Consider the following 23564-nt stretch of genomic DNA (forward strand, 5'->3'; position numbering starts at 1 on the left):
GACATCAAGAACTGGATCGCCGGATGGAACGCCAACCCCAAACCATTCATCTGGACCAAAACCGCCGAAGACATCCTCGGCTCCATCGGCAGACTTATTCAACGAATTAACGGCGCAGGACACTAGCCGAGGACGTATCGAGATCCGGTGACGCGATCTCGATACGGCCACTCGCGGCCGCTCGCCCCCTACTCGATCAGCGGGACCAGGGCGAGCTTGCGAGCATCACGAAGGGTCGCCCACCACCGACGCGAGGAAATGCATGGCCGCAACGGTCGACAACAACCGCACGTTGGCGCGATCACCGGGGAAGTAGCGCGTCCACGTCGACGTCGGTCGGCCCGCGACGGCCACCCCGAAGCACACCGTGCCCACCGGTTTCGCGTCGGAACCGCCGCCGGGGCCGGCAATTCCGGTGGTGGACAACGCGACATCGGCGCCGAGCCTTGCCACGGCACCTTCGGCCATCGCCGCCGCGACCTGTTCGCTGACCGCGCCGTGTGCCGCGATGAGTTCGGCGGGAACGTCGAGTTGGCCGATCTTGGTCTCGTTCGCGTAGGCGACAACACCGCCCATAATGTACGCCGACGATCCGGCCCGATCGGTGAGTCGGGCCGCGACCATTCCGCCGGTACAGGATTCGGCGGTGGCCACGGTGCGTCCCGCGAGCGCGGCCACGACCTGATCGTCGATGGTGGACCCGTCGGTCGAGAAGATGTGGCGCTGATGGCGATTGGCGATTGCGGCGGCCAACGTGGAGTACGCGGAGGAGGCGCCGTCGGGGAAACGGGTGACCATCTCGACTTCGCCGTTGCGCAGGCACGTGGTGATCTCGAGGTCGTCGAAACCAGCCACGTCGTGTTCGGCGTCGCGCAGTGTCTCGGCCAGGTCGGCCTCGGACAATCCGTATGCGCGGATGATCTCCTGCCGGAAGTCGTCGCGCCCCGCCAATGCGGCGGTGACCTCGGAGGTGGCGATCGCGGTCGGCCACATCGCCTGCAGCTCGCGCGGGGGTCCGGGCAGCACCAGTATGGTCGGGCTGCCGGATTCCACATCGGCCGGGATGGCCACTCCGGGTGCGGTGCCGGTGGGTGGAATCGGTTGTGCGCCTTCGGGAACAAGCGCCTGCTTGCGGATTCCGGCACGCAGTGGTCCCGGGTCCGGGTCGGCGTTGCGGCGCTTCATCCACCGGCCGATGATGTCGGCGATGTGTGCCTCGAGGTTGGTGTCGAGGTGCAGCGCGCGTCCGGTGAACTCGGCAACGGTGGCGACCGTCAGGTCGTCGGCCGTGGGTCCGAGTCCGCCGGTGGTGACGATGAGGTCGACGCCCTCGGCGGCGAGGAAGCGTAGTTGCGCTCGGAGGTCGTCGGGTCGATCGCCACACACGGTGATGTGTGCGACGCCGACCCCGAGGTCGAGCAGTCGGCCGGCCACCCATGGCCCGTTGCGGTCTGCAACTCGCCCGGTCAGCACTTCGGTGCCGGTGACCACGATGCCCGCGCGCGCACTCATCTGACCGAGTCTATCGACGGCGACGGCGGGCCGAGGCGACGCAGGGGTCTCGATACGCCGGCTCGCAAGCTCGCGCGGCTACTCGACCAACGGGGGATGCCGGCTCGCAGGCTCGCGCGGCTACTCGACCGGCGGTTGGGGTTGCGTCGGTTCGCGCGACGCAGGGGTCTCGATACGCCGGCTCGCGGGCTCGCGCGGCTACTCGACCAACGGGGGCACGCCGGGTCTCGCGGCTACGGCACCACGACCGCTCGTCCGCGCAATTCGTTGGCGGCCAGCTTGCGGTAGGCATCGACGCCGTCGTCGAGGCTGAACTTCTCGACGGCCACGTCGAGGACGCCGTCGCGCGCGAGGTTGATGACCTCGATCAGCTCGCTGCGTGAACCCCAGTACGGAGCCCGCACCGACACCTCTTGCGGCTGGGCGAACATGCCCACCTTGGCGGCCGCCTCGCCATCGCCGAGTCCGACGATGACGACGTCGCCCAGTGTCCCAACGACACCCATCGCGATGTCGATGGTCGGCTGGAAGCCGACGAAGTCGAACACCGCGGTGGCGCCGTCACTTCCGGTGATCTCGCGGACATTGTCGATGGCGTCGTCGTTGCTCAGCACCACCTCGTCCGCGCCGACTTCCTTCGCGAACGCCAGCTTCTCCTCGGTGACGTCGAGCGCGATGATCCGGGACGGGGTCAGGCGCTTCAGCAGTTCGATGCCGATGTGCCCGAGACCACCGGCGCCGATGACCACGGCCGTGGTGCCACCGACGAGCTTCGGCAACGACGGCTTGATTGCGTGATAAGGCGTGAGTCCGGCGTCGGTCAGTGGTGCGGCGCGCACCGGGTCCAGGTCGCCGATGGGGACGAGATGCCGCGGGTCGTCGACGATCATGAACTCCGCCATCGCACCGTCGACACCCAGTCCGGGCGGGGTGATCTGCAGATCCTGTGCGCGACTGCAGTAGTTCTCCATCCCGCGCGAACAGAACTCGCACACACCACAACCCCACGGGCCGTACACGGCGACGGCTGTGCCCTCGGAGATGCTGTCCACGCCACTACCGGTTTGCTCGACGACGCCGACCCCCTCGTGCCCGAGCGTCATCGGGAGTGGGTACGGAAAATTGTCCGCGGGTGTGTTCAGAACGAAATCGTCGGAGTGGCATGCACCCGCCGCGGTGACCCTCAGCAACACCTGGCCCGGCCCGGGCGTCGGCTTCTCCACCTCGCGGAGTTCGGGCTCGGCCCCAGGCTTGACGATCTGGATGGCCTTCATGCGATCACAACCTCTCGGTTCGTCAGTAGGTCATCCCCCTCTTTCCGTCCTACGCTCTTATGGCCGATGACGCATGTGAGGGTGGGAAATGCCACTTCGTCGAACGCGGCAGCGAACTACAGAGCTAGATCGGCGCAGCCGAATCCGCGATGATCAGCAGCGCCTCTGCGGGCCTGTTGTCCACCAGCAGCCATCGGTGACGCAGTGGCGAGGGATGCGTGATGAGGTCGCCGGGACCGACACGATAGGTGCCTGCGCCCTCGACGGTGATGTCGAGTTCTCCGTCCATCACATAGAGCGCGAGGACTCCAGGTGTCTGAAACCATTCGCCGATGTACTGGTCGGCGGCGATCTTGTACTCGATGACCTGCAGTAGCGACTGCGGATTCATGAGCAGCACGCGACCGAACGCCGCGTCGGCGCGGTCGGCCACCGGCAGCACGCGGCCTTCGCCGTTGCGCACGATCTCGACCTGACTGTCGGTGCTGGCCGGCAGCAGATCTCCAGGTGTCACATCGAGCGCTTCCGCCAACCGATACACGGTGATCATCGACGGCATGTTCTGCCCGCGTTCGATCTGACTGAGAAACGGTTGGCTGATCCCGGCACGGGCAGCCGCCTCGCGCATCGATAGTCCTGACTTCTCACGCAGGGCACGAATCGCGCCGCCAGCACGAACCGCCAGAGCTTGTTCGTCTAGTGAAATGCCCGCACCATCCGATCCGTGGGCGATCCCGGACCTGCACCGAGTCGCGATAGCGATAACTGTGGCTTATACTCTAGCAGGAACGCGCCTGACCCTGGACGTGGAAGTGGAGTATGACGACATCGGAATTCGAAGTACCCGCGATCGACATCTCGCCATATGTCGCCGACGGTTCGCCCGAGGCGCGTCGCGCAGTGGCAGCGGCCGTCGACGATGCCTGCAGCCGTGTGGGTTTCATGCAGATACTCGGCCACGGTATCGCCGACTCGGTCGGTGATGGACTCGGCGCCGCGATCGACGACTTCTTCGGCCTCGCACTCGAGTCCAAGAAGACCTACCGCGTTGACGGGGCCAACCGTGGGTACAGCCCGCCGAAGAGCGAGTCGCTGAGCCTCAGCCTCGGCGTCGAATCGGCCACCCGGATGAACGACTTCTTCGAAGCCTTCAACGTCGGCGTCGAGGCGCGGTCGTTCACCGAGCTCGACCTCGACGAGGCCGACTACGGGATCAACGTCTGGCCCGACGCGGTGCGCGGCTTCGAGGACCGTGTCGGAGCGTATTTCGACGAGGCGAGCCGCGTCGCACGCACCCTGACGTCCATCTTCGCCGATGCCCTGAGTCTGCCCGCGGGGTATTTCGATGCGATCACCGATCACTCGATCGACGTGCTGCGGATGAACAACTACGCGCTGCCCGAGGGCACCGTCACCCTCGACGGCGACCTGACGGGGATGGGTGAACACACCGACTTCGGGATCGTGACCGTCCTGTGGGCGGATCAGGTTGCCGGACTGCAGATCCTGGGAACCGATGGGCACTGGCATGATGTGTCGCCCATCGACGGCGCATTGCTGGTGAACCTGGGTGACCTCACCGCCCGGATCACCAACGACCGCTGGATGTCGACCCTGCACCGTGTGAAGCCGCCGATCATCGACGGCACCATAGCGCGACGCCGATCCGCGGCATTCTTCCACGACGGCAACGTCGATGCCGTGATCGAAACCGCAGCAGACTACCTCGGCAGCGACAACGGCCTGGCCTACGAGCCGATCACCGTGCGAGCCCACATCGCCGCCAAACTGGCCGGGTCACGTCAAGGCAAGGCGAACGTCCATGCGGTGCGGGAGGCGGCGCGGGTGCTCGCGGCGAAAGGTTGACCGGTCGGCCTGGCTGCGATCAGCTCGGTACCCCATCGGGATACCCGGCGAGCATCAGCGACGACACCGCGGTGAGGGCCTCGGTCCACGCCGCACTCATCTCGGGTGTCCAATCGTCACCACCGATCTCGGCCATCGCGGCTATCATGCATTCGCCCACGGCCGCGTACATGGGCGCGGTGACTCCCAGGTCGGCGTGACGTCGACCGAGGGAACCCAGGTTCGACGACAACCATTCTCCATCGTCGAGATTGTCGATGACCGACACGATGGCGGTGCGCAGCATCTCCGCCTGGAGCTTGGTGTCCCGGCGGAACATCGGTTGCACAGCCGGGTATCGCTCGAACAGGATCTCGTAGAACCGCACTGTCAGGCCGTCTTCGGGCAGGTCGACCGCTGTCAGACTCCGCTCGAGCAGCTGCTTGTCCATCTCGTACCTCTCAGGTCACTGGTGCTGCGTCGAGAGCCCGGCGAGGAACTGCTGCGCCCAATCCACGGCGCTCACCCCGGGCTGCACTTCGAACGCGGCGTAGTTGGTGTGCACTCCGGACTGCAGGAACCGGTTGAACACGATGATCTGTTGGCGTGCACGCTGATTGCTGACCTCGCGGCCGAGCGCTCCGATCCCACCCTTGGCGAGGAGTTCGTCGAGGATCGCGCTGGCCTCGGCGTGATATTGGTGCATCTGGCTGGGATTGGGATCGCTGGTCTCGGCGAGGTAGCCGACGATCCGGGTCACGTACGAATCGCGCGGGGTGTTGCAGTACAGGTCTCGCGGTGCGCAGATGCTGAACGTCTTGTGACTCAACCAGCCCATGCCCGTCAGGCGAGGGCCGCCGCTGCCCTGTCCATCCAACTGGTAGCCGACGAGATTGTCTTTCCGTGATCGGCGCGGATCGGAGAGCAAGACCACTCCTGCCACCTGCTGCGGTCTGATCGCCGCCCGGCCGCTGCCGATCTCGGCAGCCACATCGCCTGCCGCATCCGCGCCCTGGCTGTACCCGGTCAACGCGAGTTGCGTACGGGGACAACGGCGGAGCATCGTCGTCGCCAGTCCCACCGTGTTCGCGACGGCCTGGGCCTTGGACTTGCCGTAAATGGCCTTCTCCCAGGGGAAGGCGGTTGCGGAGTAGCCGACGAAGTGGACCAGCGTCCGCGGCCCGAGGCCACTCGTCACGTCGCGGAGGATGCCCGGTTCAGCGATGTCGGCCCATGTTCCCGGGATGGCGAGGACGTACAGTTCCGGGCAGTGTGGACGGTTGAAGGTCGACGGTGACGCCGCCGCCGTGGCCGGTGCGACGAGCCCGGCCACGACGGCGATGAGCACCACGAACCACTTGCGCATGGTCATGCTCGATTCCCCGACATTCGTGTTGGCGCAAGTGCAGCGGATCAGTTGTAGCGCGGGTTGTTCAACACCGGGATGGTGATGTTGATCGGCATGCGCAGTTCCGACATGTAGAAGAGCACGAACTGCCGCAGGAACTCGTCGAACAGCCAGTACGCCTCCTTCGGCATACCCAGGTCCAGCACCCCTTCGCGGACGATGACATAAGGGCCCCAGGCGGTTTCGAGGAGCGGACTCCATACTGGTTCCCGCGGGATCTGATACCAGTCGGCCATCTGGTCGCCCAGCATGAAGCGGGTGAGAGCGCCGAGCACCCCTCGTGACAGCAGACTGAGGTCCAGGTTCATCCCCAGATCGAGGAGGGTGTCCGCGAGCTTCTTACCCTCTGGTGTGGGGGAGAGGATCGGGTCCAGCACCTGCTGGGCCTGGGCATCCGCCTGTCCCCACGTCGCTGGGATGTACTCGTCCTTCACACCCAGCATGTAGGCGCTGACCTGCCATGAGTGCAGGAAGCCCTCGGACTCGTCCGGTGCGATGCGGACGTTCCACTTGTTGAGCATCCGCATGACCGTGGTCGGCAGGCTGTGCCAGGTCACCATGATGTCGGCCTGGCTGATCGGCTTGCTCTCGTCCGCCGAGTGGGTCCACCACGGCGACTGGGGTAGCAGATGCCGCACGGCAGCGTGCGCCAGACGCGTCTTGACACAGGTCACGATCATCTCGCCATCGGGACGGTACGCGTTGAGCGAACCGATGTCGTAGCCGAGCTTCGCGGTCTTGGTGATGCGGTCCTTCATGTCCGCACCGCCCTTGGAGTAATAGACGGCGCGGGCCTCGCGGGGGATGACCGTGCTCATCATGCCGCTGGCGAAGCCGTACAGTACGCCCAGATAGGTGCCGCGCTTCTGGTTGAACCGGACCGCGGTCTCGAGTTTGGAGCGGTCGGTCCACGGTGGCAGCTGGCGCGCGTACTCGATGAAGTCCCGCAGATCCTTGGGTAGCCCGGCCGGCAGCGGCTGGCCGTTCTTGGTCCAGCCGCGCAGCAGTTCGTTGACCCTCGGGACCTCGCCACGGTCGAGCAGCGACGCGACCACCGGATCGGCTTCCACGTCCCACACCGTGAGCGGGTTCGCGCCGGTGCCGCGACCGGGCACCGATCCGGCCGGCGACCACGTCCACGGCGTCGCCTGCCCGACAGTCGCCAGCGCGCCGACTGCTCCGACGGTTCCGCTGGCCTTCAACAGATTCCGCCTGCTCACATTGTCCATCTTCTTCACTCCCGTCTATCGCCACCCGACTCGATGACGCGATGTAACAAAGGCTGTAACTCTGTTACATAGACTTAGCACAGTGTGACACCACTCACAAGCTGGCATTTCACCAGCTGAACTCACCCTCGGGCAGTCGGGTGGATGAGCTCACAAAAGGGTGGCGGCAACCGGTCTGTACTCGCGGTATGCTTCGCCCACGACCGGCGGAGGAGTACCAGTGAAACCAGGCCAAGCCGCCGCGACGCCGGAAACGCAGTCGCCGGACTCGAGGTCCCAGTCCCTACTGCAGCGAGCTTACGTCGCGGTGGTCGGCGGTGACTTCGCCGAAACCGACGACCCGACCAGGACCAGGCTGCTCGACGCGGCGTTCGACCAGTTCTGCCGGATGGGCATTCAACGATCCTCCATGGAGGAGGTCGCACGTCGCGCCGGCCTCTCCCGGATCACCATCTATCGCAAGTTCGACACCAAGGACGCGCTGGTCGAACAGGTGCTCCTGCGTGAATTCCGCCGCTACTTCCTCCGCTTCCTCGCCGACATCAGGGAAGCGGACACCGCCGCCGAACGTGTCGAGCTCGGGTTTGTCAGCTCGTTGCGGTCGATTCTCGGCAACCCGCTCATCGGCGGTCTCATCGAAACCGAACCGACATTGCTCGCCGGTTCGATCGGCGCCGACGACGGCAGGATGCTTGCCGCGGTCCGTCAGTTCGTCGCCGCGCAGCTCCGCAAGGAACAGATCGCGGGCAACATCGCCGCCGAACTCGACACCGAACTGACCGCAGAGGTGATGGTCCGGGTGTCGAATTCATTTCTCACGGTGCCGAGCCAACTCATCGACGTGCACGACGACGAACAGCTCGCCGCGGTCGCGCGGCAGTATCTCGTCCCGATGCTCGAGCCGCGCCCGACCTGACCTGTCGTGCACGCGTATGGATTTCGAAGTGAACAGTCGGCCTGACCGGGCCGGCGCAATCAAAGGGGGAATCAGAATGACCAACGCATATGACTTCACCGCGAAGGACATCGACGGCAACCCGGTGCCGTTGTCCACCTACGCGGGTCTGCCGCTGCTGATCGTCAACACCGCCTCGAAATGTGGCTTCACCCCGCAGTATCAGGGTCTCGAGGCGCTGAGTCGCGAATACGGAGACCAGGGACTACGCGTGCTCGGATTTCCGTGCGACCAGTTCGCGCACCAGGAACCCGGAAACGCCGAGGAGATCAAGAACTTCTGTTCGCTGACCTACGACGTCACGTTCCCGATGTTCGCGAAGGTCGATGTCAACGGCCCCGATGCGCACCCGCTCTACGAGTGGCTTCGCTCGCAGAAGCGGGGCCTGCTCGGTGGCCGAATCCAGTGGAACTTCACCAAATTCCTGATCGGCCGTGACGGTACCGTCGTCGACCGCTTCGCTCCGGCAACCAAGCCGGAGAAGCTGACCGGTGCCATCGGCAAGGTTCTCTGACGGCGACATGAAACGCGCACGCTCCAACCAAACGCGCAGTGTGCCACCTGCGCGGGTGGTTGGAACCTGAGCGTCCGTATTCGGCCGTCGCCAAAGGGCAGAACGTGTCAGGGTGATTCGAGGAAGCCAGGCACGGAAGGCGGGCGATGAACGGACGCACGATCGCGACAGCGGCACTGGGGCAGTTCAAGAAGGCGCGCGTCGCGTACCTCAAGATGCGCGGCCAGACGCCCGACAGCGTCGCCGAACAGCGCGTCGTGACCGGGGCGTCGTGGGAGGAGTTCTGCGACACCCTCAAGTCGGCGGGCGCGGCCGTCGTGTTCCCGGGCACACCCACCGACCCGCTCACCCAGGCCGAAGGCTATCGGTATCTGAGCCGGCTCACCCGAGCCGGGCTCGAGGCGTTCGTCGAGTACGCAGATCCGCGAGCGCCCGTGCTGCGGCGCATGATCCACGAGACCGCGAAGATGGGCTCGGACAACCCCGACAACCACTACATGAACGCCACCCTCGACGGTTCGCTGGAGTACCGCATCATCGGGACACGCGGCACCGTCGACTACCTCGGGTTCGGTACGCAGGAGGGCAACTACGGCGAGGGTGGGCAGATGCCGACGACCGGCTACGTCGAGGCCGCCGACCTCGAGATCGGCCCCGACGGACGATTCGAGATCATCGTCAGCGCAACCGAACACGACGGCAACTGGCTGCCGATGACGTCCGCGACCGGCCTGCTCATCGTCCGGCAGACCTTCGCCGATCGCACCAGTGAGGTGCCGGCGGAACTGCGAATCGAATTGCTCGACGGGGCCACGTCCCCGGAACCGTTGACGCCGGCCGCGCTCGACACCGGTCTCGGCAAGGCGAGCCTGCTCGTCGCCGGTGCATCGATGCTGTTCGCGAAGTGGGCCCGCGACTTCCAGAAACACACCAACGAGCTACCCATGTTCGACCCGGAACGATCGACCAAGGCGGGCGGCGATCCGAACATCATCTATTACCACAGCTATTGGCGCCTCGAACCCGACGAGGCCCTCGTGATCGAGAGCGAGATCCCCGATTGCGACGGATGGAACTTCCAGCTCGACAACCACTGGCTCGAATCGCTGGACTACCGCTATCACACCGTGCACGTCAACAAGCACACCGCGACGTACCGGTCAGACGGCAGTGTCCGAATCGTCGTCGCCCATCAGGACCCGGGCCTGCCGAACTGGATCAACACGACAGGACACGAGTGCGGTGCGATGACGTTCCGCTGGATTCGCGCGGCAACCCACCCACAACCCACGACGCGGGTGGTCTCGACGGCCGAACTGCCGCAACTGATCTGACGGTTGTCGGATATGGCAGCGTCCTTCGTCCCGTTCCAGCGGCGTCCGATCCGCGTGGTCAACCGAATCGGGGAGATGCTGGACTCGCGCGGTATCCGGAAGGTCGATCTGTCGGCCGCCACCTTGCGTCGGCGGGCGGAGAAGGCCACCGGGTTGGTGTGGGCCGCTGACCCGCTCACCGACGAAGCCCTTGATGTGCTGTGCACCTCGATCGTCGACGAGGCGCAGCTGTCGACGTTCGGCTCCTTGGTCATCCGCGCGCGGATGCACGGCATCCTCACCACCCGTCTGCGGGTCGCCGAGCTCATGCGGCGCCGTCCCGACATCGCCGACATCGAGATCACGCCACCGATCGTCATCGCCGGTCTGCAACGTAGCGGCACGACGATGCTGCACCGGCTCATCGGCGCCGACCCGCGAATGCGCTCCGTCGGCTCCTGGGAGGTCATCCATGTGCTGCCAGGAAAACGTGAACGACCGGGCCGCCCGACGGTGCGCGTCGCGCAGACCAAGGTGGCCGAAGTCGCGCTGCGCTACCTGAACCCGCAGTTCTTCGCGATCCACGCGGTCGAGGCCGACGGTCCCGAAGAAGACGTGCTGCTGCAGGAGTATTCATTGCTGTCCCAGGTGCCGGAGGCGATGCTCGACGTGCCGACCTATGCAGTGTGGCTGCAGCAACAGGACATGCTCGGTTCGTACCGCTACCTGAAGCTGTTGTTGCAGATCCTGCACGACCAGAACCCGAGACCACACTGGGTGCTCAAGACGCCCGCGCATCTCGAGCACCTGGACACCCTGCTCGAGGTGTTCGGTGACGCGGTGATCGTGCAGACCCACCGCGACCCGGTGCGCACCACGGCGTCGTTCTCCAGCATGCTGGCGCATGGACACTCGATGTTCAGTGATCATGTCGACGCGGAATCCGTTGCACGACACTGGCTACGTCGCAATGCGGCGATGGTTGACCGCGCACTCGACGTCCGTGCGAAGCGCCCCGAGGTGTTCGTCGACGTGCGATACGACGACCTCGTCGACGACCCGATCGGTGAGGTCCGACGGATCTACGATGCGGTCGGTCTGGACCTCACCGACGACATCCGCGCGCAGATGGAAGCGCACCGCGCCGGTCACGCCCAGCACGCCCATGGGGTGCACACCTATTCGCTCGACGACTTCGGTCTCACCGAAGCAGAGGTGAGCACCGCGTACGCACGCTATCGCGCGGCCTTCGAACTGTGAGGTGCACGATGCGGTCTCACAACGGCCAGGCTGTTCCCGTCAGCATCTCCGCTCTCGACCACAGCCGTCCGGCCACCTCGAAATCGCAAGCCGCCGAGGACCGCCCGAACAGAACCGGTTGGCCGCGCAGCGCCCAGATCCCATCCACGCCGACATAGCTGCCCGGCGGGATGGGCTCGGTCAGGCAGTACAGGGTGGTCTGTGCGCCGGCGTCGATGTCGTTGGCGAATCGCGAGGCGGCGCCCTGGACCAGCTTGTGTGCGATGCCCAGGCGTGGCTTGTTGGAGATGTTCGAGGCGACCCATCCCGGGGTCGTCATCATCGCGGTCACCGGTGAGCCCACCGCGCGCAGGCGTCGATCGAGTTCGAGTCCCCACAGCATGACGGCCAGTTTCGAGCGCGCGTACGCGCGTGGTGGACTCCATCGAGCCTGCTCAAGGTCCAGGTCGTCGGGATCGAGCGCCTTGGCGCCGCGATGGGCGTCGGAGGCCACCATCACGATCTGCCGTTCGACCCGGGGCAGCAACAGATTCGTCAGCGCGAACGGTCCGAGGAAGTTGGTGCCGATCCCCAACTCGAATCCGTCGGCGGTACGCCGATGCTGATGGGGGAACACGCCGGCGTTGTTGATCAGATAGTCGATCGGGCCGTCGAGTAGCTCGGCGAAGCGGCGCACGGACGCGAGGTCCGCGAGATCGAGCGGCAGCACCTCGCAGTCGCCGCCGAACTCGCGCGCTCGTTGCGCGCCGAGGTCGGTGTCGCGGACGGCCAGCACCACACGCAGCCCCGCATGCGCGAGTCGGCGAGCGGTGGCCAGGCCGAGTCCGTTGGTTGCGCCGGTGACGACGGCGCGATGTCCGGCAAGGGCGGTCAATCGGTCGTCCATGCCACGAGGGTAGGGGAGTGCTTCGATCAGAACAGGCGCGCCGCACGACGCTCGGGCGGCTCCTCGAGGTCCAGGAGAAGTCGTTTGCGCGCCAGACCACCGCCGAACCCGGTGAGTGAACCGTCCGCCCCGATCACCCGATGGCACGGGATGAACACGCCGATCGGGTTCTGGCCGACCGCTCTCCCGACGCGCCGTGCGAGCGCGGGACCACCGAGTGCAGTCGCGAGTTGTCCGTAGCTGACGGTCTGGCCGAACGGGATGTCGCGCAGTGCGGTCCATACGCGTTGCTGGAACTCGTCGCCCTCGGTGCGTAACGGCAGGTCGAACACCGTGCGCCGGCCGTCGAGGTACTCGCGGAGCTGCGTCGCGGCGGGTCCCAGGACAGCGTCATCCATGGGCTCGACCACGTCGCCGGACGGCGACGTGTCGGCCGGCGGAAATCGGCATCCGACCAGGTCGTTCTCCTCGGCGACCAGTGTCATGTCGCCGAGGGTTGTCGGGATGATCGCGTGACGTCGACCAGTCATCGCCCACTCCTCGTTCGGTCCGTGACCCACGGTACGACGCCGGTACGACAGCACGGCTGACGTTCTGGCCGCACCTGCAGCTTCTGGCCGCAGGTCCTGCTCCAAGCCGGAGCCTGGAAGTGCGGCCAGAACGAATTCAGACCGCGCTGTCCCGCTGCGACTCCATCCACCTCTGCTGATCCGGGCTGACGGTGTTCAGTGCGACCTCTCTGATGAATGCGATCGCGATCAGGCTCAGGGCCGACATGGCCGCGGCGATCAGGAAGATCCGTGCGGTGCCGTCGCCGTAGGCGCCACGAACGATGTCGGCGATCGGACCCGGCAGTTCGTTCAGGTTCGAGAGGCCCGCGGACGTGCCACCGGTTTGCGCGGCGCCGACGCCGATCGCGTCGAGCGCCCGCGCGATCAGGTCAGCCACGTGATTCGACAACACCGCACCCAGCACGGAGACCCCGGCTGCACCACCGAGCGAACGGAAGAACGCCACCGTCGCAGTCGCGGCACCGAGGTCGTCGGGCCGCACGTTGTTCTGGACCGCGAGCACGAGGTTCTGCATCGACATCCCCATCCCGCAACCGAGTACGAAGAGATACCCGCTCACCAGAACCATGTCCGTGTGCCCGTCGATCGTCGACAGGAGGCCGAAGCCAACCGTCATGAGCGCAGCGCCGGAGACCAGGTAGATCTTCCACCGGCCGAAGCGGGTGATGAGATTGCCCGACACCGTGGCCGACAGCATCGACCCGATCACCATCGGCAGCGTCAGCAGGCCGGCCGCGGTGGGTGAGAAGCCGCGGGCGATCTGGAAGTACTGGCCCAGGAACACCGCGCCACCGAACAGCCCGACCCCCACCGCGATGCTCGCGAGAGTCGCCAAGGCGGTGGTGCGGTCGCGGAAGAGGTGCAGGGGGATGATCGGGTCGGGCACACGCGACTCGACGATCAGCGCACCGACCAGGAGCACGATGCCGAGGGCGACGAGACCATACGACAGCCCGGATGCCCAGTCGAAGCTCTTGCCGGCCAGGGTCACCCAGATGAGCAGGGTGCTGACTCCGGCGGCGATGAGCGCCGCTCCGGCGTAGTCGATCGTCACGTCCTTGCGGACGACCGGCAGGTTGAGGGTGCGCTGGATGACCGCCAGGGCGATCACCGCGAGCGGGACGCAGACGTAGAAGGTCCATCGCCAGCCCAACCAGCTGGTGTCGACGATGACGCCGCCGATCAGTGGGCCCGCGACGGTCGCGATCGACATGACCGCGGCGATCGGGCCCTGGTAGCGGCCGCGTTCCCGTGGGCTGAACATCGATGCGATGACGATGACGACCAGCGCCTGCAAGCCGCCGAGGCCGAGGCCCTGGATCGCGCGGAATCCGATCAGCATGCCGACGCTCTGGGACAGTCCGGCGAGGATCGAACCGACCGTGAACAACGTCAGCGACAACTGGACCAGCAGCTTCTTGCTCACCAGGTCCGACATCTTGCCCCAGATGGGGGTGGTGGCCGTCGCCGTGAGCAGGGTGGCGGTGACCACCCACGTGTACTGGTCCTGCGTGCCGTGCAGGTCGGTGATGATGACCGGCAGCGCGTTGGACACGATCGTCGACGACAGGAACGCCACGAACATGCCGAGCAGGAGTCCGACCAGGGCTTCGATGCGCTGGCGGTGTGTCATCGGGGAGTCCGCGGTCGCGGCCGACGTCGCGGCGGTCTGTGAAACCGACGAACTCATACGACAACCTCCTCGGGTTTCGGCGCGGGCTGGGCGCGAGACGCGCACACCCAAACAGATAGTTGAGTGACGCAACTATAGGGTCGGCCGTTGCAACGCGCAACTACCGCTCGGTATTCCGCTCATCGGTGGTCATGTCCGCGGTGTCGTCGCCGAGCCGTCGCAGAAGATCGGCGAGGCGCCGGACGTCGTCCTGGTCCCATCGGGAGAGGCGTTCACGCCACAGTGCGGCCGCCGTGGTGGCCACCGCCTCGAGCCGGGATCGCCCTTCGTCGGTCAACGCCACGAGACGCGCACGTGCGTCGTCGGGGTCCGGGTGTCGTTCGACGAGCCGTAGGCGGACCACCGAGTCGATCTGACGGGTCAGCGTCGACTTCTCCAGCCCGAGGTCGGCGAGCAGGTCCGACATCCGGACCGCGTCATGCCGGGACAGCAGAATGAGAAGCGGGTAGCAGGTGGGGTCGAGCCGAGGGTGGATCGCGCGGGACCGCTCGCGCATCTGGACGCGGCCGCGGCGCCAGATGTCGGTGAGCTCGGCCTCCAGGTCGGTGATCGGATCCGTTCCCATCGTCGCTGCGGCCCCTTCCCCCGATGGCGATCGGCGTCGCCGTCGTCGACGGTGAACGTTCACAGAGTACCGGTGGTGTTCGGGAATCCGGACGGCACTGAATCCGACAATTCAGACCTCTTGGGCGACACGGTCTCTCTCCCACAGACGATCGCCTGCGGATATCGCGACCCGCTCTTAGAGTTGTCGGAAGTCCACAACTGGAGAACCGGGTCGGATGAAGGGGTCGCCGTCATGTCCACGTCAGGCTCCACACTCAAGGGTTCGTCGGCGGGACTGCGGGAACTGACGATCCGCGGCATCGTCCTGGGCGGCGTGATCACGCTGGTGTTCACGGCCGCCAACGTCTACCTCGGACTGAAGGTGGGCCTCACCTTCGCCACCGCGATCCCGGCCGCCGTGATCTCGATGAGCATCCTGCGATATTTCGCCGATCATTCCGTCGTCGAGAACAACATCGTCCAGACGATCGCGTCGGCCGCAGGCACGTTGGCGGCGATCATCTTCGTGCTGCCCGGGCTCATCATGATCGGCTGGTGGACCGGCTTTCCGTACTGGACCACGGTGGCCGTGTGTCTGATCGGCGGCGTCCTCGGCGTGATGTATTCGATTCCGTTGCGCCGGGCGCTCGTCACGGGATCGGACCTGCCGTATCCGGAAGGTGCTGCCGCGGCTGAGGTCCTCAAGGTCGGCGACACCGCGCAAGGGGCAGAAGAGAACCGCCGCGGGCTGCGTGTGATCGTCGTGGGTAGCGTTGTGTCGGCGGCCTTCTCGATCCTGACGCAGACCAAACTGATCGCCGGGACGATCTCCGGTTTCGTCCGCGTCGGGCAGGGCGGAACGATGTTCGGCGCGGGACTGTTGTTCTCGCTCATCGGGGTCGGGCATCTGGTCGGGATCATGGTCGGCATCTCGATGCTGATCGGCCTCGTGATCTCCTACGGCGTCCTGCTGCCGATCCGCACGTGGGGTGATCTCCCGTCGACCGGATCGATCGCCGACGTCATCGACGACACCTTCACCAACGACGTCCGATTCATCGGTGCCGGCGCGATCGCCATCGCGGCGATCTGGACCCTCATCAAGATCATCGGACCGATCGCCCGCGGTATCAAGGCGGCCATGGTGTCCACTCGCGCGCGGCGTGCGGGCACGAGGGTCGACGTCACCGAGCAGGACATCCCGATCACCATCGTCGGCGGGGTCGTGCTGGCGTCGTTGATCCCCATCGGATTCATGTTGTGGGACTTCGCCGAGAACACCGTGCTCCATGGGAGCGCAGCCGGGATCATCACCGCCAGCATTCTTTTCGTGTTCCTCATCGGACTCGTGGTCGCCTCGGTGTGCGGCTACATGGCCGGCCTGATCGGGTCGTCGAACAGTCCTATCTCCGGTGTCGGCATCGTCGTGGTGCTGGTGGCTGCGGTCGTGTTGAAACTGACGTTCGGGACCGCTGACGACGACCAGTCCGCGGCACTGGTCGCCTATACCTTGTTCACCGCGGCGATCGTCTTCGGAGTCGCGACCATCTCGAACGACAACCTGCAGGACCTCAAGACCGGCCAGCTGGTCGGCGCGACGCCGTGGAAACAGCAGGTGGCCTTGGTGATCGGAGTGTTCTTCGGGTCGGCCGTCATCCCGCCGGTGCTGCAGCTGATGCAGACGGCGTTCGGCTTCGTCGGCGCACCGGGCGCCGGAGAGGATGCGCTTCCCGCGCCGCAGGCCGGTCTGATCTCGTCGTTGGCCGAAGGTGTCTTCGGCGGCGACCTCGACTGGGCGCTCATCGGTCTCGGTGTCCTGATCGGCGTGGTCGTCATCATCGTCGACGAGGTCCTGGCCAAGACCAGCACCAGGTTCCGGGTGCCGCCGCTCGCGGTGGGTATGGGGATGTACTTACCGATGTCGGTCACGTTGATCATCCCGATCGGCGCCTTCATCGGACGGGCCTACAACAAGTGGGCGGAACGCACCGGCGGCCATGTGGAACGCAAGAAGCGGATGGGCGTGCTGATGGCCACGGGTCTCATCGTCGGCGAGAGTCTGTGGAACGTGGTCTTCGCCGCGATCGTCGCGTCCAGCGGCAACGACGAGGTGCTCGCCCTGCCGTTCATCGGCGACGGCTGGGAGACGTGGTCGGAGATCCTCGGGGTGGTCGCGTTCGTCGCGGTGCTCGCATGGCTGTACCGGTGGACGCGTCAGTGGGCGGTGAAGGGCGAGACCGCTGTCGACGATTCTCAGTCGTCGCCGCGATAGAACTCGGCGTCGCCGAACTCGTTCGCCCGCCCGGGCGGAGTGAGCGCGGCGATGTAGCGATGCGGGAAATGGTCGTCGATGTTGTACGGCAGCGGAATACCGGCCAGCAGCGGTATCTGGCGGGTGACGAAGCCGATCGGTGCCCAGAGCAGTCTGCTCGGAAAGAGCTCTTGGCCGGTGTTTCTGCAGGCGACACGAATTCGGTCGTCGCCGGACTTCGACAGGTGGAATTCCTGTCCGTGGTGGGCGAACTCTCCCGTCACCCGGGGAGGCAGGTGTGGCACCGGATCGTGCCGATACTTGTAGCGGAACGTGTTGTGGGCCAGTATCGGAAGTCTGTCGCACTGCGCGGCGAACTCCGGTGATCCGACCATCGGTTGGCCGAACGTGTAGAGGCCCTTGAACTGCTTGCCGAACCTCTTGTGGTAGCGATCGTCGGTCATCAACATCACCGCCAACAGGTCCGCCTGTGCGCCACCGAAGCTGTGGCCGGTCACGTACAGCGACTCCATTCGATGAGCCAGTCGCCGGGTCGCTGAATCGCCACTGGCGCCGCTGCTGTGGATGGCCAGTCCTTGTGCGGCTCGCTTCAGCGCCTCGATGACGACATAACGGGTGCGCCGCACGTTGCGGTAGAAGCCGCCGTGGATCGGATAGCGCTCGGACGGGTCGGCGACGTCGCGGCCGAACTGGAAGGCAATCGGGTCGGTGTTGACGTCGGCGTCCGCGACCCAGCTGATGGGGTTCGTCAGCTCGGTGCCGCGATAACTCAGGATCACGACCCGGCCGTCGGCGCTCTGGATGATGTATGCGGTGGTGTCGATGAACATCGCGTCCACCGACATCGTGGCCGCCACACAGAGGTTGTCGGTCAACCCCATGCGCGCCATCATGGTCGACTCGGTCTCGACGTCGGAGTACACGTAGCCGGCTGCGACCGAGAGCGTATGCGCGATCACCGCACGATCCCGTCTGTCGGCGAGGACCGACGTCAGATCGGGATACACGGGGAAAGTGGAACGCACCTGCGCCGACTCCGACGTGTCGATCGGCTGGACCGGCCGCAGCTCCGTCAGGGCGGGAGCTTCTGCGGTCGTGATCAACATGGCCGCAGACTACGTCGCCGTGCACTCCCCGATGGCCTGATCGAGCATCTCGAGTCCCAACCTCAACTCGTCGTCGGAGGCGGTCAGCGGTGGAGCGATCCGGAAGATGCCGCCCATGCCGGGGAGCTGCACGACGTTCATGTGTAGGCCGAGCTCGTAGCATCGGCGCGTGACCGCTGCGCCGAGTTCGTCTGCACCGGTTTTGGTTTCGTGGTCGGTGACGAGTTCGATCCCCTGCATCAGTCCGCGGCCGCGGACATCGCCGACGACACGATGGCGATCGGCGATGGCGATGAGTCCGTCGCGCAGGAGATCTCCCGCGCCTCGCGCGCGAGCGTCGAGGCCGTCGCGGACGAGGACATCGAGCACGGTGTTGCCGACCGCCGCGACCAGCGGATCGGAGACATGCGTGGTGAAGAACAGAAAGCCACGCTCGTGTGCGATCGCCTCGATCTCCGGCGAGGTGATCGTGGCAGCCAGTGGCAGTCCGGCGCCGAGCGTCTTGGAGAGCGTGAGGATGTCGGGCACCACGCCGTCACGCTCGAACGCATACCACGTGCCGGTCCGGCAGAGGCCGGTCTGTGCCTCATCGAGGATGAGTAGCATCTCGCGCTCGACACATTTCTGTTTCAGCGCCGCCAGGTAGCCGGGCGGAAGGTCGATCACGCCTCCTGACGACAGGATCGGTTCGACGATGCACGCCGCGAGCGATCCGACCGACTGGGCGTCGATCATCTCGAAACCGAAGTCGAGCTGGCGTCGCCAGTCCAACGAACCGTCCGCGTTCATGAAGTCGGGGCGGTAGGCGTTCGGGGTGGGCAACGCGAGGTTGCCTGCGGCGACCGGACCGTACCCTTTGCGCCCAGAGCTGTAGGTGGCCGCGGCGGCCGCATGGGTCATCCCGTGCCAGGACCGCGTGAAGGACACGATCTCGTGCTTCCCGGTGACGAGCTTGGCCATCCGCACCGCGGCCTCGTTGGACTCGGCACCGGTGGTGAGCAGCAGCACCTTGTCCAGCGGGTCGGGCAGCGACTCGGCGAGGCGGCCGGCCAACTCCACGACGGGCTCGGAGAGCATCCCGCTGAAGAGGTGGTCCAGGGTGGCGACCTGACGCTGCACGGTGGCGACCACGTCGGGGTGGGAATGGCCGAGAATGGCCGACATCTGGCCCGACGTGAAGTCGAGCAGCCCCCGACCCGAGGTGGTGAAGACGTAGGAACCTTCCGCTCGCCCGATGAGGTCAGGTGAGAATGTGCCGCCGTAACGGATGAGGTGGCGGGTGGACGAGCTCGACATGCCACCACCGTACGGCCGGCCCCACCGTAGGCTGCAGTCAGACCATTCGACGCGGAAAGGCCCACGACGTGCAGGAACCCCTCGACATCGACATCTCCGACGGTGTGGCCGTCTGGACCATCAACCTCCCGGATGTCGGCAACGCCATCACCGGGACCGACGTGATCGCCGCGTTCGAGCGTGCGGTGGACGACACGAACGCCGACAACGCCGTGCGAGCCGTGATCCTCACCGGTGCGGGACACATCTTCTCCGCCGGCGGCAATGTGCGGGAGATGGCCGATCGGCAGGGTCTGTTCGGGCTGGACGCCGTCGACCAGCGCCACGGCTACGCCGATGGCATCCAACGGATTCCACGAGCCCTGCAACGGTGCGAGGTCCCGGTGATCGCCGCGGTCAACGGGGCCGCGGTCGGCGCCGGCTGTGACCTCGCGATGATGTGCGACCTGCGCGTGGCCGCCGAATCATCGTTCTTCGCCGAGAGTTTCGTCCAGGTCGGGCTGATCCCCGGGGACGGCGGGTCGTGGTTCCTGCAGCGCGCCATCGGTTACGAACGGGCCGCGGAGATGACCTTCACCGGCGACCGCGTCGACGCCGCGACCGCACTCGAGTGGGGGTTGGTGAGCCGGGTCGTCCCCGACGACGTGCTCCTCGACGAGGCCAAGGCACTGGCGGCCCGGATCGCCAAGAACCCGCCCCACGCACTGCGGATGGCCAAGCGGCTGCTGACCGAGTCGCGCAGCGGTTCGCTGGACTCGGTGCTCAACCTCGCGGCGGCCATGCAACCCCTGGCCCACCAGACGTCAGAGCACAAGGAGCGGGTGGCGCGCTGGGCCAAGCGCTGAGTCTCCGTCTCACTGGTCGAGTCTTTCCCCTCGCTGGTCGAGTAGCCCGAGGCGCTAGCCGAGGGTGTATCGAGACCCCCGAGCCTGCGGAGGTCTCGATACGTCCTCGGCTAGCGCCTCGGACTACTCGACCAGCGAAAAAAGTGGGCGCCTCGGACTACTCGACCGTCGGAGGGCGGCGTGCGACGTGGGCGGTCGCAGCCGCGGCGGCCTGTTCGGCGGCCTCGACGAGACCCGTGTCGTGGGCGAGATGCGCGGCCAGTACGCCGGCGAAGACATCGCCTGCTCCGGTGGTGTCAACGGCGCGGACCCGATCCACGTCGATGAGCGTAACCGCGCCGTCGGCGGCCACGACGACGCCGTCGGCTCCGAGGGTGATCACCGCGGACGTGGCGACCTCTAGTAGCGCATGTGCCACGGCGACGGGGTCGTCGCTGTCATCCGACGCATAGAACCGTGCCTCGTGCTCGTTCACCACCAATGGGTCCGCGGCGGCCAGGACCGTCTCGGGCAGCTCGGCGACGGGGCTGGGGTTGAGTAGGAGACGACGAGAGCGTCGCGCACACCAGGCGGCGACCGCCGCTGTCACCTCGGATGGCGATTCGAGTTGGGTGAGAACAACTCTCGGCAGCGCGGCAGCGAGCGCGTGCTCGACATGGGCCGTCGACAGGTTCGCGTTGGCCCCGACGAGTACGACGATCCGGTTGTCGCCGGCATCGTCGACCTCGATGATCGCCTGACCGCTGGCTTCGTCCACCCGGGACACGTACACGGTGTCCACCCCGCCGGCGTCCTGCACGGCGAGGAGTCGGTCCCCGGCGTCGTCGCGGCCGACCACACCGACGAGCATCGTCGACGCGAGACCGGCAGCCGCCAGTGCCTGATTGGCGCCTTTGCCGCCGGGACGCTCCGACACCGATTGTCCCAGAACCGTTTCACCGACTTCCGGCATCCGCGTGACCTGCACGATGACATCCATGTTGAGCGTGCCGACGACGGCGACGTCGACCGACGAGGTGTCCATGCCTGGGAGGGTATGCGGTGGCGTTCTCAGTGGAGGTCTCGTTTGAGGAACTTGGGATGATCCAGGCGCCAGGTGAGCGCGGCGATCGCGACAGCGACAACGGCGAGAGTCCGCAGCGAGTTCTGCACGTTGAAGGCGTTGAACAGCAGGCCACCGACGCCCGCTCCGGCGACGAAACCCGCGTACGTGCTCGCGTGGGCGACCCACCCCCATCGCTTCTTGCCGGCAATGTGCAGCCCCACACCCTGGCCGATCTTGACCAGGGTTCCGGTCACGTACGACAACGGCATGACCACTTCGCCCTTGCGGCTGATGGAGGTGTTGAGGGCGCCGAGTCCGAAGGCGAGACACAGGACGGGGCCGACGCCGAACTCCTGACTCGCCGAGTTGAACGATCCGTCCCATGCAGACGCCGCGACGGTCGAACCCGCGGTCAGCACCGTCGCACCGTGGCGTGCCTTGCGCCAGAGGTGAACCCTGGCGAGGGTCGCGACGATCACGCCGAGGACGAAGACGAGCACGGTCACCAGTGCGGTCAGCCCCAGCGCGTGTGCGCCCTTGATGTGCTCGAGAACCAGGCGCTCGGTGTTGCCCGTCATGAAGGTGACGTACCAGCCCGAGGAGTACAGCCATGCGGCCGCGCCGGTCGCTCCGGCCAGCGCCGCGAGTACCGCGGCCAGGATCATCTCGCGGCTGTCGTAGAAGGGGCCCAGGAGTTCCTTGCGCGTCTGCGACGGGGGCGGCGCGTGGGTGGTGGTCATCTCGTCGACTCCAGTCGTGGTCGGTGGTCGAGCGTCTGGCCTTCGCCGACAATCGAACTCGTCGGGCAATCTCCAGCCCACCCGAAGGGCGCCACCCGCGCCACGTGAAACCGCCCACAGACTGTCCACGCAGAAGTCGTGTCACACATTCGACAATCGCCGGTCCACCGGGGGTGGACGATGTTTTACATCACTAAACGGACCTGTCATCGTCGCGTAACACGTGCTGGGTTTCATGAGATCGAACAAAGTCCACTGATGTTAGCCATGCGCGTTGGTGGTCGGAAACATCGATCGAGGAGGACCTATGAGCGTCGACAGCACCGAGACCACCGCGGCACCGTTCCTGGTGACCAGCGACGCGTGGCAGAACCTGCCCAAGATGCCCGAGTCGGAGTATCCCGGCACCCAGGGGTTCATCGGCGACGTCTACGAGAACCCGCAGGGCAGCGTCATGTGCTCGGGATACTTCGAACTGCGCCACACCGACGAACCGCTCTACTACGAGTACGAATACGACGAGATGAAGGTCGTCCTCGAGGGCGAGTTCCTGTTGGAGAACAAGGAGACGGGACAGACCCAGGTCGCGAAGGCCAAGGACGCCATCTTCTTTCCGAAAGGCTCCAAGATCTACTTCAGCACCCCGAGTTACGCGCTGGCCTTTTACGCCGGCCACCGCGACGCCGACCTGCTCTGAGGTTCCATGTCGCAGATCGCCTACTCCAGCATCCCGGCCTGGGCTCGGCCCGCCGCACCGATCGATGATGTGCCGTTCGACCTCTCGGGTCGTTCGTACATCATCATCGGCGTGGGTCCGGCCGCGACCGAACCCGTGCAGCGCTGGGCCACGACTGTCGGTAGCGACAACCTCTGTTGTGCACTGACATTCGAAGACGTCGACCAGGCGGCAGCCACGCTGCGTCACGAACTGGTCCGGTCGCGGGTCGGGGTGCGGGTGGTGATCCTCGCCCCGCGCGGCGCGGCGCTCGCACTACGCGGAGTCGCCACCAGCGCCGGTCTCATGGATGACGAGATCGGCGTGACCGTCGTCGGCGTCGATGCGATCGAGGTGTTCTGTTCGCATTGCACGGCGCTGACCCGCACCGACCTCGGCGTCGACGACATCGTCGACTGTGCGGGATGCGGCCGCCACCTGCTGATCTACCACCACGTCTCACGCCGGTCCGGGCACTACCTCGGTTTCATGGTCGACGCCGAGACCGCTTCGGCTGCACAAGGAGTGACGCAGTGAC

Annotated in this window: 23 protein-coding genes; 9 read left to right on the forward strand and 14 right to left on the reverse strand. The window is 66.0% G+C overall.

What is annotated here, in order from left to right; translation table 11 throughout:
• Positions 1-225: 225 nt before the first annotated feature.
• From V1Y59_RS17320 to V1Y59_RS17330, 3 genes are all read right to left on the reverse strand, one after another.
• Positions 226-1512: a competence/damage-inducible protein A gene (locus V1Y59_RS17320; protein ID WP_330506189.1), complete on the reverse strand. Its 1287-nt coding sequence runs from the start codon at positions 1510-1512 to the stop codon at positions 226-228.
• Positions 1513-1745: 233 nt separating this feature from the next.
• Positions 1746-2786, reverse strand: a complete 1041-nt coding sequence (locus tag V1Y59_RS17325) for an NAD(P)-dependent alcohol dehydrogenase (RefSeq protein WP_330506190.1) — start codon at positions 2784-2786, stop codon at positions 1746-1748.
• A gap of 124 nt (positions 2787-2910) precedes the next feature.
• Positions 2911-3549 (reverse strand): helix-turn-helix domain-containing protein, encoded by a 639-nt coding sequence (locus V1Y59_RS17330; RefSeq protein WP_330506307.1) that lies wholly within the window; start codon positions 3547-3549, stop codon positions 2911-2913.
• Positions 3550-3605: 56 nt separating this feature from the next.
• On the opposite strand from V1Y59_RS17330, the gene V1Y59_RS17335 reads away from it, so the two are divergent.
• On the forward strand, positions 3606-4652 hold the full coding sequence (locus V1Y59_RS17335) for an isopenicillin N synthase family dioxygenase (protein ID WP_330506191.1): 1047 nt from the start codon (positions 3606-3608) through the stop codon (positions 4650-4652).
• Between the two features lie 19 nt (positions 4653-4671).
• On the opposite strand, the gene V1Y59_RS17340 is transcribed toward V1Y59_RS17335, so the two are convergent.
• The 3 genes from V1Y59_RS17340 to V1Y59_RS17350 are packed head-to-tail and all read right to left on the reverse strand — an operon-like array spanning position 4672 to position 7268.
• Complete coding sequence (locus V1Y59_RS17340) at positions 4672-5082, reverse strand: globin domain-containing protein (protein WP_330506192.1); 411 nt, start codon at positions 5080-5082, stop codon at positions 4672-4674.
• A 15-nt stretch (positions 5083-5097) separates the two neighbouring features.
• Positions 5098-5997, reverse strand: coding sequence for a cutinase family protein (locus V1Y59_RS17345; protein ID WP_330506308.1), 900 nt, complete (start codon positions 5995-5997; stop codon positions 5098-5100).
• A gap of 47 nt (positions 5998-6044) precedes the next feature.
• Positions 6045-7268: an oxygenase MpaB family protein gene (locus V1Y59_RS17350; RefSeq protein ID WP_330506193.1), complete on the reverse strand. Its 1224-nt coding sequence runs from the start codon at positions 7266-7268 to the stop codon at positions 6045-6047.
• Between the two features lie 220 nt (positions 7269-7488).
• On the opposite strand from V1Y59_RS17350, the gene V1Y59_RS17355 reads away from it, so the two are divergent.
• The 4 genes from V1Y59_RS17355 (at position 7489) to V1Y59_RS17370 (ending at position 11310) form a co-directional block, all read left to right on the forward strand.
• Positions 7489-8184, forward strand: a complete 696-nt coding sequence (locus V1Y59_RS17355) for a TetR/AcrR family transcriptional regulator (protein WP_330506194.1) — start codon at positions 7489-7491, stop codon at positions 8182-8184.
• A gap of 76 nt (positions 8185-8260) precedes the next feature.
• Complete coding sequence (locus tag V1Y59_RS17360; RefSeq protein ID WP_330506195.1) at positions 8261-8737, forward strand: glutathione peroxidase; 477 nt, start codon at positions 8261-8263, stop codon at positions 8735-8737.
• Positions 8738-8883: 146 nt separating this feature from the next.
• The gene (locus V1Y59_RS17365; protein WP_330506196.1) at positions 8884-10071 is read left to right on the forward strand and encodes a DUF1214 domain-containing protein; all 1188 of its coding nucleotides are present in this window, start codon (positions 8884-8886) and stop codon (positions 10069-10071) included.
• A gap of 12 nt (positions 10072-10083) precedes the next feature.
• Positions 10084-11310 (forward strand): sulfotransferase family protein, encoded by a 1227-nt coding sequence (locus V1Y59_RS17370; protein ID WP_330506197.1) that lies wholly within the window; start codon positions 10084-10086, stop codon positions 11308-11310.
• 16 nt (positions 11311-11326) lie between these two features.
• Here V1Y59_RS17370 and V1Y59_RS17375 read toward each other — a convergent pair whose 3' ends face one another.
• The 4 genes from V1Y59_RS17375 to V1Y59_RS17390 form a co-directional block, all read right to left on the reverse strand.
• Positions 11327-12196: an SDR family NAD(P)-dependent oxidoreductase gene (locus V1Y59_RS17375; protein ID WP_330506198.1), complete on the reverse strand. Its 870-nt coding sequence runs from the start codon at positions 12194-12196 to the stop codon at positions 11327-11329.
• Between the two features lie 26 nt (positions 12197-12222).
• The gene (locus V1Y59_RS17380; RefSeq protein WP_330506199.1) at positions 12223-12726 is read right to left on the reverse strand and encodes a methylated-DNA--[protein]-cysteine S-methyltransferase; all 504 of its coding nucleotides are present in this window, start codon (positions 12724-12726) and stop codon (positions 12223-12225) included.
• 136 nt (positions 12727-12862) lie between these two features.
• Positions 12863-14401: an MFS transporter gene (locus tag V1Y59_RS17385; RefSeq protein ID WP_488803377.1), complete on the reverse strand. Its 1539-nt coding sequence runs from the start codon at positions 14399-14401 to the stop codon at positions 12863-12865.
• 160 nt (positions 14402-14561) lie between these two features.
• The gene (locus V1Y59_RS17390; RefSeq protein ID WP_330506201.1) at positions 14562-15026 is read right to left on the reverse strand and encodes a MarR family winged helix-turn-helix transcriptional regulator; all 465 of its coding nucleotides are present in this window, start codon (positions 15024-15026) and stop codon (positions 14562-14564) included.
• 234 nt (positions 15027-15260) lie between these two features.
• Here V1Y59_RS17390 and V1Y59_RS17395 point away from each other — a divergent pair, with 234 nt between their 5' ends.
• Entirely contained in the window at positions 15261-17279 is a 2019-nt protein-coding gene (locus V1Y59_RS17395) for an OPT family oligopeptide transporter (RefSeq protein WP_330506202.1), read from the forward strand.
• Here the strand turns inward: V1Y59_RS17395 and V1Y59_RS17400 are convergent.
• Positions 17261-18385 carry a lipase family protein gene (locus V1Y59_RS17400; RefSeq protein ID WP_330506203.1) on the reverse strand — a complete coding sequence of 375 codons (1125 nt, stop codon included), beginning with the start codon at positions 18383-18385 and terminating at the stop codon, positions 17261-17263. The two genes, V1Y59_RS17395 and V1Y59_RS17400, sit on opposite strands and share 19 nt — an antisense overlap.
• A gap of 9 nt (positions 18386-18394) precedes the next feature.
• Positions 18395-19681, reverse strand: coding sequence for an aspartate aminotransferase family protein (locus tag V1Y59_RS17405; protein ID WP_330506204.1), 1287 nt, complete (start codon positions 19679-19681; stop codon positions 18395-18397).
• 68 nt (positions 19682-19749) lie between these two features.
• On the opposite strand from V1Y59_RS17405, the gene V1Y59_RS17410 reads away from it, so the two are divergent.
• Positions 19750-20526, forward strand: a complete 777-nt coding sequence (locus tag V1Y59_RS17410; RefSeq protein WP_330506205.1) for a crotonase/enoyl-CoA hydratase family protein — start codon at positions 19750-19752, stop codon at positions 20524-20526.
• Positions 20527-20683: 157 nt separating this feature from the next.
• Here V1Y59_RS17410 and V1Y59_RS17415 read toward each other — a convergent pair whose 3' ends face one another.
• Together V1Y59_RS17415 and V1Y59_RS17420 are read right to left on the reverse strand one after the other, a co-directional pair.
• Positions 20684-21550 (reverse strand): ribokinase, encoded by an 867-nt coding sequence (locus V1Y59_RS17415; protein WP_330506206.1) that lies wholly within the window; start codon positions 21548-21550, stop codon positions 20684-20686.
• A 26-nt stretch (positions 21551-21576) separates the two neighbouring features.
• Positions 21577-22311, reverse strand: coding sequence for a YoaK family protein (locus V1Y59_RS17420; protein WP_330506207.1), 735 nt, complete (start codon positions 22309-22311; stop codon positions 21577-21579).
• A gap of 307 nt (positions 22312-22618) precedes the next feature.
• Between V1Y59_RS17420 and V1Y59_RS17425 the strand changes: the two genes are divergently transcribed.
• Both V1Y59_RS17425 and V1Y59_RS17430 read left to right on the forward strand, forming a co-directional pair.
• Positions 22619-23008: an ethanolamine utilization protein gene (locus V1Y59_RS17425; RefSeq protein ID WP_330433890.1), complete on the forward strand. Its 390-nt coding sequence runs from the start codon at positions 22619-22621 to the stop codon at positions 23006-23008.
• A gap of 6 nt (positions 23009-23014) precedes the next feature.
• On the forward strand, positions 23015-23563 hold the full coding sequence (locus V1Y59_RS17430; RefSeq protein ID WP_330506208.1) for a dimethylamine monooxygenase subunit DmmA family protein: 549 nt from the start codon (positions 23015-23017) through the stop codon (positions 23561-23563).
• The last annotated feature ends 1 nt before the right edge of the window (position 23564 follow it).

The sequence above is a fragment of the Gordonia prachuapensis genome, assembly GCF_036350515.1.
Lineage (GTDB): Bacteria > Actinomycetota > Actinomycetes > Mycobacteriales > Mycobacteriaceae > Gordonia > Gordonia prachuapensis.

Bases quoted from the DNA above. Each gene is read 5' to 3' on its own strand.
- V1Y59_RS17320 (WP_330506189.1), bottom strand. From the start codon at position 1,512: ATGAGTGCGCGCGCGGGCATCGTGGTCACCGGCACCGAAGTGCTGACC.
- V1Y59_RS17325 (WP_330506190.1), bottom strand. From the start codon at position 2,786: ATGAAGGCCATCCAGATCGTCAAGCCTGGGGCCGAGCCCGAACTCCGC.
- V1Y59_RS17335 (WP_330506191.1), top strand. From the start codon at position 3,606: ATGACGACATCGGAATTCGAAGTACCCGCGATCGACATCTCGCCATAT.
- V1Y59_RS17340 (WP_330506192.1), bottom strand. From the start codon at position 5,082: ATGGACAAGCAGCTGCTCGAGCGGAGTCTGACAGCGGTCGACCTGCCC.
- V1Y59_RS17345 (WP_330506308.1), bottom strand. From the start codon at position 5,997: ATGCGCAAGTGGTTCGTGGTGCTCATCGCCGTCGTGGCCGGGCTCGTC.
- V1Y59_RS17350 (WP_330506193.1), bottom strand. From the start codon at position 7,268: ATGGACAATGTGAGCAGGCGGAATCTGTTGAAGGCCAGCGGAACCGTC.
- V1Y59_RS17360 (WP_330506195.1), top strand. From the start codon at position 8,261: ATGACCAACGCATATGACTTCACCGCGAAGGACATCGACGGCAACCCG.
- V1Y59_RS17365 (WP_330506196.1), top strand. From the start codon at position 8,884: ATGAACGGACGCACGATCGCGACAGCGGCACTGGGGCAGTTCAAGAAG.
- V1Y59_RS17370 (WP_330506197.1), top strand. From the start codon at position 10,084: ATGGCAGCGTCCTTCGTCCCGTTCCAGCGGCGTCCGATCCGCGTGGTC.
- V1Y59_RS17375 (WP_330506198.1), bottom strand. From the start codon at position 12,196: ATGGACGACCGATTGACCGCCCTTGCCGGACATCGCGCCGTCGTCACC.
- V1Y59_RS17380 (WP_330506199.1), bottom strand. From the start codon at position 12,726: ATGACTGGTCGACGTCACGCGATCATCCCGACAACCCTCGGCGACATG.
- V1Y59_RS17385 (WP_488803377.1), bottom strand. From the start codon at position 14,401: ATGACACACCGCCAGCGCATCGAAGCCCTGGTCGGACTCCTGCTCGGC.
- V1Y59_RS17390 (WP_330506201.1), bottom strand. From the start codon at position 15,026: ATGGGAACGGATCCGATCACCGACCTGGAGGCCGAGCTCACCGACATC.
- V1Y59_RS17395 (WP_330506202.1), top strand. From the start codon at position 15,261: ATGTCCACGTCAGGCTCCACACTCAAGGGTTCGTCGGCGGGACTGCGG.
- V1Y59_RS17400 (WP_330506203.1), bottom strand. From the start codon at position 18,385: ATGTTGATCACGACCGCAGAAGCTCCCGCCCTGACGGAGCTGCGGCCG.
- V1Y59_RS17405 (WP_330506204.1), bottom strand. From the start codon at position 19,681: ATGTCGAGCTCGTCCACCCGCCACCTCATCCGTTACGGCGGCACATTC.
- V1Y59_RS17415 (WP_330506206.1), bottom strand. From the start codon at position 21,550: ATGGACACCTCGTCGGTCGACGTCGCCGTCGTCGGCACGCTCAACATG.
- V1Y59_RS17420 (WP_330506207.1), bottom strand. From the start codon at position 22,311: ATGACCACCACCCACGCGCCGCCCCCGTCGCAGACGCGCAAGGAACTC.
- V1Y59_RS17425 (WP_330433890.1), top strand. From the start codon at position 22,619: ATGAGCGTCGACAGCACCGAGACCACCGCGGCACCGTTCCTGGTGACC.
- V1Y59_RS17430 (WP_330506208.1), top strand. From the start codon at position 23,015: ATGTCGCAGATCGCCTACTCCAGCATCCCGGCCTGGGCTCGGCCCGCC.